Annotated in this window: 6 protein-coding genes; 2 read left to right on the top strand and 4 right to left on the bottom strand. The window is 43.8% G+C overall.

Annotated features, from left to right (window positions below; genetic code table 11):
• Positions 1-312 precede the first annotated feature (312 nt).
• Entirely contained in the window at positions 313-1,215 is a 903-nt protein-coding gene (locus R7D93_RS24745; RefSeq protein ID WP_005375982.1) for a LysR family transcriptional regulator, read from the top strand.
• 382 nt (positions 1,216-1,597) lie between these two features.
• Complete coding sequence (dld, locus tag R7D93_RS24740; RefSeq protein WP_033907024.1) at positions 1,598-3,304, top strand: D-lactate dehydrogenase; 1,707 nt, start codon at positions 1,598-1,600, stop codon at positions 3,302-3,304.
• Between the two features lie 140 nt (positions 3,305-3,444).
• Here dld and R7D93_RS24735 read toward each other — a convergent pair whose 3' ends face one another.
• The 4 genes from R7D93_RS24735 to R7D93_RS24720 form a co-directional block, all read right to left on the bottom strand.
• A complete protein-coding gene (locus tag R7D93_RS24735; protein ID WP_005375985.1) occupies positions 3,445-3,753 on the bottom strand; it encodes an AzlD family protein in 309 nt (102 codons plus the stop codon).
• A complete protein-coding gene (locus R7D93_RS24730) occupies positions 3,750-4,481 on the bottom strand; it encodes an AzlC family ABC transporter permease (RefSeq protein WP_054865294.1) in 732 nt (243 codons plus the stop codon). The genes R7D93_RS24735 and R7D93_RS24730 overlap by 4 nt, the downstream gene beginning before the upstream one ends.
• A gap of 311 nt (positions 4,482-4,792) precedes the next feature.
• Positions 4,793-6,022, bottom strand: a complete 1,230-nt coding sequence (alr, locus tag R7D93_RS24725; protein ID WP_205460995.1) for an alanine racemase — start codon at positions 6,020-6,022, stop codon at positions 4,793-4,795.
• 201 nt (positions 6,023-6,223) lie between these two features.
• Positions 6,224-7,855, bottom strand: a complete 1,632-nt coding sequence (locus R7D93_RS24720) for a methyl-accepting chemotaxis protein (RefSeq protein WP_005375988.1) — start codon at positions 7,853-7,855, stop codon at positions 6,224-6,226.
• Between the last annotated feature and the right edge of the window lie 542 nt (positions 7,856-8,397).

The following is an 8,397-nucleotide window of genomic DNA, read 5'->3' as shown; positions in this document are numbered from 1 at the left end:
ACACTAGCTCAGTTGGTAGAGCGCAACCTTGCCAAGGTTGAGGTCACGAGTTCGAACCTCGTGTGTCGCTCCAAATTATTCAGATATGGCCATGGCGGTATCTCGATGCCAAGTGCATCAACTTAAAACCAGCGAAAGCTGGTTTTTTTGTATCTGAAGACTGATAAATTCACACCATCTCTTTTTCATTACCTGTGAGCTTAGCAACCCCATCTCTGTCACGAGTTTCTGATATTAAGTGTGACCTGATGTTTCGCACCTCAGCCAATTTCAGTTTACAATGCGGGCTTCCAAAGGATTTGACGAAGACGCATGAGAAATACCGACGATTACATCATTTTTTATCACTTGATCGAGCAAGGTTCATTCAGTGCTGCCGCGAGACATATGTCACTGACCAAATCGGTCGTCAGTAAACGCATTGCCAAGCTTGAACAAGAGCTTGGTGTACAGCTTCTCTACCGAACAACGCGAACGCTAACGTTGACTGAAGCAGGACGAGCGTTTTTTACTCATGCAAAAGCGGTTTATCAAGCGGTGGCAACGGCGGAAGAATCCATTGTGGGTTTAGGTAAAAACTTATCTGGACACATTAAAATTTCGGTGCCTACTATCTCTGGTGAATTAATTCTTCCTCAAGTGATTAATGAATTTAATCAGAAATACCCAGACATCAATATCGATATGGATCTAGATAATCGTTTCGTCGATATCGTGAATGAGCGTTTTGATTTGGCAATTAGAACGGGTGTGTTGCCAGATTCTAGTCTGATTGCAAGAAAGCTGGTGGATGCGAATTGGATCATTTGCGCGTCACCCCAATACCTAGCTAAACATGGCATACCTAAACAACCTCAAGCCTTGGCTAAACACAATTGTTTAGTCTATTCCTACCAAGAAACCGGAGCGCATGAGTGGGCGTTTAAAGATGGAGACGAGGTATATCAAATCACCGTCGACGGTAACCTCTGTACCAACAACTCTTCGGTATTGAGAAATGTGGCGCTGTTAGGGCAGGGAATCATCTATGTACCGCGTGTCTTGGTTTATGAAGACTTAAAGCAAGGCAGTCTGATTCAGTTATTTAAAGACGAAACCGCCAAATGTTTGGGTATTTATGCGGTGTATCCTTACACTCGTCAACAACCAGAAAAAATTAAGATCTTCATTGATCATCTATACACAAGCTTTCAAAGTCAAAACCATCGATTTTAAGCCAATAGCTCAACACCGATCGTTATATTGGTGTTGAGCTTATGTTTCCATCTTCATTTCTAAGAATCCTCTTAAATTTAGGGGCTTACGCTTCTCCTCGTTTTCTTCACTAATATTGATAACAAGATACCCCGCACAACTGTTAACAAATGGTTTTGCTATTGTTTCTTTTAAGAAACGGTCTGTTTCTTACGTTAAATTTCTCAAATGTGAAAGATAAGTGACAGAAAAATAAAGAATTATTTTGTTTGTTGTTTATTGATTACGTATTGGTCGTCCGTCTGACATAGACGCAGAGAAATGGACTGCTTATAGTGGCTCAAACGCCATGCCTGCCGCTAAGCGGTGTTGTGAGCGAAGTACAATAACTAGAGATACGGATATGAAACAAAAGCAGCTGATTGAAGAATTTAAAGCCATCGTTGGGGAAGAAAATGTTCTAACCGACGAGGTTAAAACGAAATATTACCGCTCGGGGTTTCGTTCGGGTAGTGGTAATGCGCTTGCTATCGTGTTTCCTAACACTCTTCTGGAACAATGGAAGATTATTAAACAGTGTGTTGAAGCAAACTGCATCATTATCATGCAGGCGGCTAAAACAGGTTTAACAGAGGGCTCGGCTCCGAGTGGTAATGATTATGATCGCGATGTGGTTGTGATCAATATTACCAAAATCAAGAAGATTCACTTATTAGATGGTGGTAAGCAGGCGGTTTGCTTGCCTGGTGCGAGCTTACACTCTTTGGAGAAAGAGTTGAAGGCAGTGAACCGAGCACCGCATTCTATCATCGGTTCTTCATCGCTAGGTGCCACTGTGGTCGGTGGTATCGCTAATAACTCAGGCGGTGCGCTAGTTAAGCGTGGTCCTGCTTATACGGAACTGGCGATCTATGCGCAGGTGGATAAGCAAGGCCAGTTACATTTGGTGAACCACCTTGGTATTGAAGGATTAGGTGAAACGCCAGAAGAAATTCTAACAAACCTGCAAGAAGGGAACTTTGACCCAGCGAAGATCATTCATGATGAGCGAATGGCGTCAGACAAAGAATACGATGAACGTGTTCGAGACGTGACTTCTGACATTCCTTCTCGCTTTAATGCCGATGAACGCCGATTATTTGAAGCCAGTGGCTGCGCCGGTAAGTTGGGGGTTTTTGCCGTTCGGGTGGACAGCTACCCAGTCCCCGAAAAAGAGCAGGTTTTTTACCTTGGCACCAATGACCCTGCGAAACTAACGAAGTTGCGAAAAGACTTCTTATCTACGTTTGATAACTTGCCTGAGATGGGAGAATACTTGCATCGAGATATCTTCAACATGGCAGAGAAGTACGGCAAGGATGTGTTCTTATCCATCGACTTGTTAGGCACAGATAAGCTACCAAAAATGTTCGCACTTAAAGCTAAGGTAGAAAATTTCTTAGAGCGCATCCCGTTTGTCAGTAAATATCTGCCAGACACCATTTTGTACTACGCGAGCAAGTTGTTCCCACAACATTTACCAGAGCGAATGCTGGATTTCCGTGACAAGTATGAGCATCACCTGGTATTGAAAATGAGTGATGGTGGTATTGCTGAAGCACAAAAATACCTCAAAGAAGTTTGGGCTGTTGAAGACGACTGTGATTTCTTCGAGTGTACGCCGGAAGAAGGTAAAAAAGCTTATTTACATCGCTTTGCAGCCGCTGGTGCAGCAATTCGTTACGAGACGATTCACCGAAAAGACGTAGAAGACATCGTTGCACTTGATATTGCTTTGCGACGTAATGATGAAGAGTGGCTAGAAACTTTGCCTGAAGAGGTGAGTAAGAACCTTGTTCAAGCGCTCTATTATGGTCACTTTATGTGTTACGTCTTCCATCAAGATTACATTTTCAAAAAAGGGACTGACACGAAGTTGATGAAAAAGCTGATGCTAGAGCACCTCAATAGCCGTGGTGCCAAATACCCAGCAGAACATAACGTGGGTCACTTGTATGAAGCCGAAAACTCGTTGCAGAAGTTTTACCACGAATTAGACCCAACCAATACCTTTAACCCTGGTATTGGTAAAATGGACAAATATAAGCGCAATTGTAACTGCTGTGCGTAATGTGCTGTCTCACCATGATTAATAATCGTTGTTCATCGTTAAAATGATGAGCATTAGATAAGCCCTGATGACACTTGTGACATCAGGGCTTTGTGTTTTGGGTCTTTTATTGATGACTGGTATCGGCGTTGAAACAGCGACTAAAGAGCACGTACCGCGGCGGCGGCGATGATGCCTGCTGCAATTGCGGGTAGAGGCTTTTTCACGATGAACATGACAACAGCAGTAGAAAACAGTGCTGCTCTAGCACCATTATCACCCTCTACTGCTAGCGGAGCTAAAAGGGCAACCAGTACGGAGCCTGACATCGCAGTAATGAAACGTTGAACCCGTTCGCTAATTGGAATGAATGACATAACATACACTCCGCCCCAGCGGGTTATGAGCGTGACTAACGCCATAGCGATGATGATAAGCAGTGTGCCACCTATGGTTGTTTCGATGTTCATGCTTTCTTCTCCTTCCAACAAGCACCCAAGACTCCGCCAGTAATGGCGCCAACCACTACGTGGCTATTCTCTGGCAAATACCAATACGCCAACATAGAAGAGGCTGCTGCTATGGCCCAAATTGCAAAGATTCTTAAGTCTTTCGGCCCAGCCACCACCATAGACAGCAGGAAGCATCCCATAACCATATCGAGCCCGAGGCCCACCGGATCTTTGATTGCGCTACCAAAATAAATGCCGATCCAGGTGCCCACAATCCAAAAAGACCACATCGCTAAGCCGCCACCAACAAGCAAGCCAAAGCCTGGTTCTTTTCTACCAAATGCATTGAGTGCCATTGCCCAGTTAGCGTCTGATGCAACCAGCATTACACCGTAACGTTTTGTTGGTGGGAGTTGTCGTAACCATGGATAAAGTGTGGCTCCCATCAAGAGGTGACGAGCATTAATAGCAAATACAGTAATAAGAACTGGAATGAGAGGGACTTCTGCTCCCCACATTTCTAACGTGGCAAATTGTGAAGCACCGGCGAAGACCAGTGTGCTCATCAACATAGTGGGAAATACATCTAGTCCAGTCTGTACCGCAGCAACACCGAAAGCGAGGCCAAATATGACCACGAACATAGAGAGGGGTAAAAGTTGGGTGAATCCGTTCCAGACGTCAAGCCGATTAAATTCGTGCAACTCAGCGGAGGAGCGTTGAAGATGTTGAGTATTTTCTGTCATAGAGATACCTAGCTAGCAGGCAAAGGGGCAGTGCCATACGAGTGTGTTTGTTATTCTTTTGTAAACTTCATGTTTAACATCAATTAGAGGGGCTTTCAAACACTAAGTGCTATATAAAATTGAGCCATCCAAGCGGCTTTAAGAAACAGAGTGTAGAGAGTCGCACTTGGTAGTGCTAAAGGAGATTAAAACAACAGAAATGGTAAGCTCTGTTTAATTGATAGAATCACGAGCTAGTACAGATTAGTAAATAAGAAAGAAAGCGAGCACGAGGCTCGCTTTTTCGCTCTGTTACGAATAACTGAATAGGTTTATTTTACGTAGACACGAGGGTTCGCGCTTCCCCAAACCGTGTATAGTTCAGGGAAGATGACTTCTGCGTGTTTTTCCATCTCAGCAGCTGAAATCGTTTTGCCTTGTTGGGAGCCAAACAAAACAACTTCAGAACCAGGCTCAACATCTTTGATACCTGTAACATCTACCATTGTAGTGTTCATTGAAGCAACGCCCGCAACTTTTGCACGTTGGCCATTGATCAGAACTTCTGCCGCATTCCCCATTTTTCGTGGGTAACCATCAGAGTAACCAACAGGAATGTTCGCCATTAAGCTTTCTTTGCTTGTTGTGTAGCTACTGTCGTAACCGACTGTGCTATTTTTTGGCAGGTGGTGAACGGATGCCACGCGTGTTTTGAAAGACACGATAGAAGGGTACTCAGGGTTAGTCGGTAGGTCTCCGTATAAAACGCCACCAGGGCGAACCATATCAAGCTGCGCCTCTGGAACATTAAGCGCGGTGTAAGAGTTAGCTACGTGCAGTAAAATGTTGTCGCGTTTTAGATTCGCTTCTTTAATCAGCCATGCAGAACTGTCTTTGAATGAAGCTAACTTTTGGCGCACGTCGTCTGCATTGTAGTTAGGGAAATGAGTCATGATACCAACAATACTAACGCCAGCTTGTTGAGCGATTTCTAGCGCTTCTTTCTTGCCCGCTTCTGTCGTCATATCAACACCATTACGTCCCATACCACCGTCGTTCAGAGCAAGGTGAACTTTGATTTCTTTACCAGCTTTCTCGGCTAGTTTAGACAGTGCTTTAGCTTGCTCTGCTGTGCCTATCAACTCTTCGACATTTAGGTCGATTGCGGCTTCAATCTCGCCAATATCCGCTGAGCGTACACGCATAAGTTGGCCTTTAAAGCCACTGTCGCGAACAGTTTGTGCTTCGGCGTTACTTGCAACGGCAACACAAGGAATTTGTTGTTCGATAATAGTCGGCATCAGGCCTGCGATACCATTGCCGTATGCGTCGGCTTTCATCACGGCACAAATTTTCGTTTTGCCATCCATGTGCGATTTAAACTGCTCAATATTATCGCGGAACTGACCTAAGTTTATTTCTAGCCAAGCGTTAGCACCTTGAACTTGCTCTGCTTTTGCTGCTGTATTGCTAATTTGAAGAGGAGCAGCAGTAGCTTGCATTACAGGAACCGCGATTGCAGCAGCGATAGTCAGTGATAGTAAGGTTTTATTTAAGCGCATAAAGTCTCCGTACGCGTTTTTTGTATTGGTTATGTTATTGAGTACTTGGGGAAAGTACCTGACGAAGTAAAACGCTCCAAGTGGTGCTTTGGAGCGTTTGTTAAGATAGTGATTTAATATATACCTAAATATACCTCAGTGATGACATTCTATTTAAGCAAATCGGGATTGATTTGGTATCTACTAAGGTATCCACTGAGTTTAACTCAGTTTAAAGCGGCTCATTACATCTTTAAGAGAAATGGATAGCTGGCTTAGTTCGCGGCACGCCTGTGCGGTTTGCTCCGAACCTTGCGAGACCTCTTGAGATGCCAAATGTATGTTTTCAATGCTGCGGTTAAGCTCTTCTGCAACAGAGTCTTGCTGGTTACAAGCCGTGGCGATTTGGGTACCCATGTCTGAGATGTCCGAAATCGAATGCTCAATGTCGCTCATCAGCTGTTTTGATTGAATACCTTGCTCTGCACATTCTGAAATACTGGTTCTAGAAAGTTCAGTGGCTGATTTTGCGTCTTTTGCAAGTGATTGTAGCTGCTCAATGATCGAAGTGATTTCACTCGTTGAATCTTGCGTACGGCCGGCAAGAGTTCGAACTTCGTCTGCAACGACGGCAAAGCCACGACCAGACTCACCAGCACGCGCCGCTTCAATGGCTGCATTAAGTGCAAGTAGGTTGGTTTGATCGGCAATGTCGCGGATAACATCCACGATCACGTTAATTTTATTCGATTGCTGTTCAAGCTCTGCTACGGTATCGCCTGCAGCGCCAATTACGTTTGAAACTTCTTGAATCGCGTCAACCATACCTTGGGTTTCACGAACACCGTGTTGTGTGCGGCGGTTTGCTTCGTTAGCTTGGTTCGCTGAGTCTTCAGTGTTACGAGCAACATCGGCTACGGCCGCTTTCATTTCTGTCATTGCTGTTGCGATGTGCGTAATTTGCAGCTGTTGATCTTTCATACCAGACGCAGAAATATCGGAGATTTGATTCATTTCTTCGACAGCGCTGCTTAACTGAGTAACTGCAGCAATCACGTTATCGATAACTTGGCGTAAGTCGTCTTGCATCTTAGTGGTCGCGTCTGCCAGTTCACCAAGCTCGTCATTGCCGATTGCTTTACGGTCAATGTCACTTGATAGATCACCTGTCGCGATGGCATTTGCTTGCTCAACAACAAGTTTAAGTGGGCCACAAATTAGGCGAGTCAGCACGTATGTCATGCCTACCATGATCAGTAGAATAATCACGTTACTTGCAATTGAAGAATTACTCAATCCATTTACAGAGGACAGGATATGAGTTTTGTTGCTATCCATAGCTTCTTTAAGGAGACGGATTAGTTCGCCTAACTCTGAGTCAACCGCTTCGAAAGCAGACAAAGAGTTCGCCAAAATAGGGTGGGCCTTGCTTTTGTCGTTAGCTAGCATCGCTTCATTGTACTGGTCCATAGTAACCAAGTACTTTTTCCATTGACGCATAAGACGCTGGTAAGTTTGCTGCTCTTCGCCAGGCCAGATAGTTTCACCGTAAGCGTTGAGCTCTCTAGTGATCTTTTCGCGCTCTCTAATATTGTTAGAAATTTTAGTTTTGACTTGGTCTGCGTCTTCATAAGTGTACGCAGCAAATTGAGCTCGGCGCCAGCGAGACAAATGATCTCGAATCGAATCGACCCTTTCCATTGCAGGAAGCGTATCATCGGTATAGTTTAAAAGCTCAGATTTGATGCTTTTGAGCTCTGTAGATAAAAACACGCCAAATGCAATGTTGACGATGGCAATGAGTAAAAACGATAGCGATATCTTTTTCGCTATAGAAAGATTCTTGATAGACATTAGTGATATACCTTGTTTTTCTTATGTTGTGTCGCCAAAGTAAACCACATCCTTATATGTGATATATGTCCATTAAATTACTGCAACTCGTGTAACGTACCATTATTTATTGATATTTTCGATAATGAATTGAGCTTTGTTTGAAAATAAAAAAAGTCAATGATTTTATAAAGGTACGACCACATTCGATATAAAGTTATCGGTAACAAAATATGATGTTCTGTACGCAGTCGTGCCAAGAGTAGGGAATCAAATTGTTACAGATGTTACAACGGTGAAAAGATCAGCGTTCATAACGTGATAGTCGCGTGTTTACCTCGAAGCAGTTACGGACACTAGTATGCGTATGACTTCAGGGCTAATGAAAGGGAACGGGTGCTTATTGGTCTAATTGAATGCCAAATGTACTAGTCAGATCGCTTTTTAAGCACTTAAATAAAAAAGATAAAATTTATTGTTGACCAGATAAATTAATCCGTTAAAGTACGCCTCGTTCTCACGGCAAAGGTCGATGAGACAGATGGTGTCTAACCCATCGCATG

Source organism: Vibrio sp. YT-15 (genome assembly GCF_033337445.1).
Taxonomy (GTDB): Bacteria; Pseudomonadota; Gammaproteobacteria; order Enterobacterales; family Vibrionaceae; genus Vibrio; species Vibrio alginolyticus.
The sequence above is the reverse complement of the archived record's forward strand: the minus strand, read 5'-3'. Positions and strand labels throughout refer to the sequence as shown.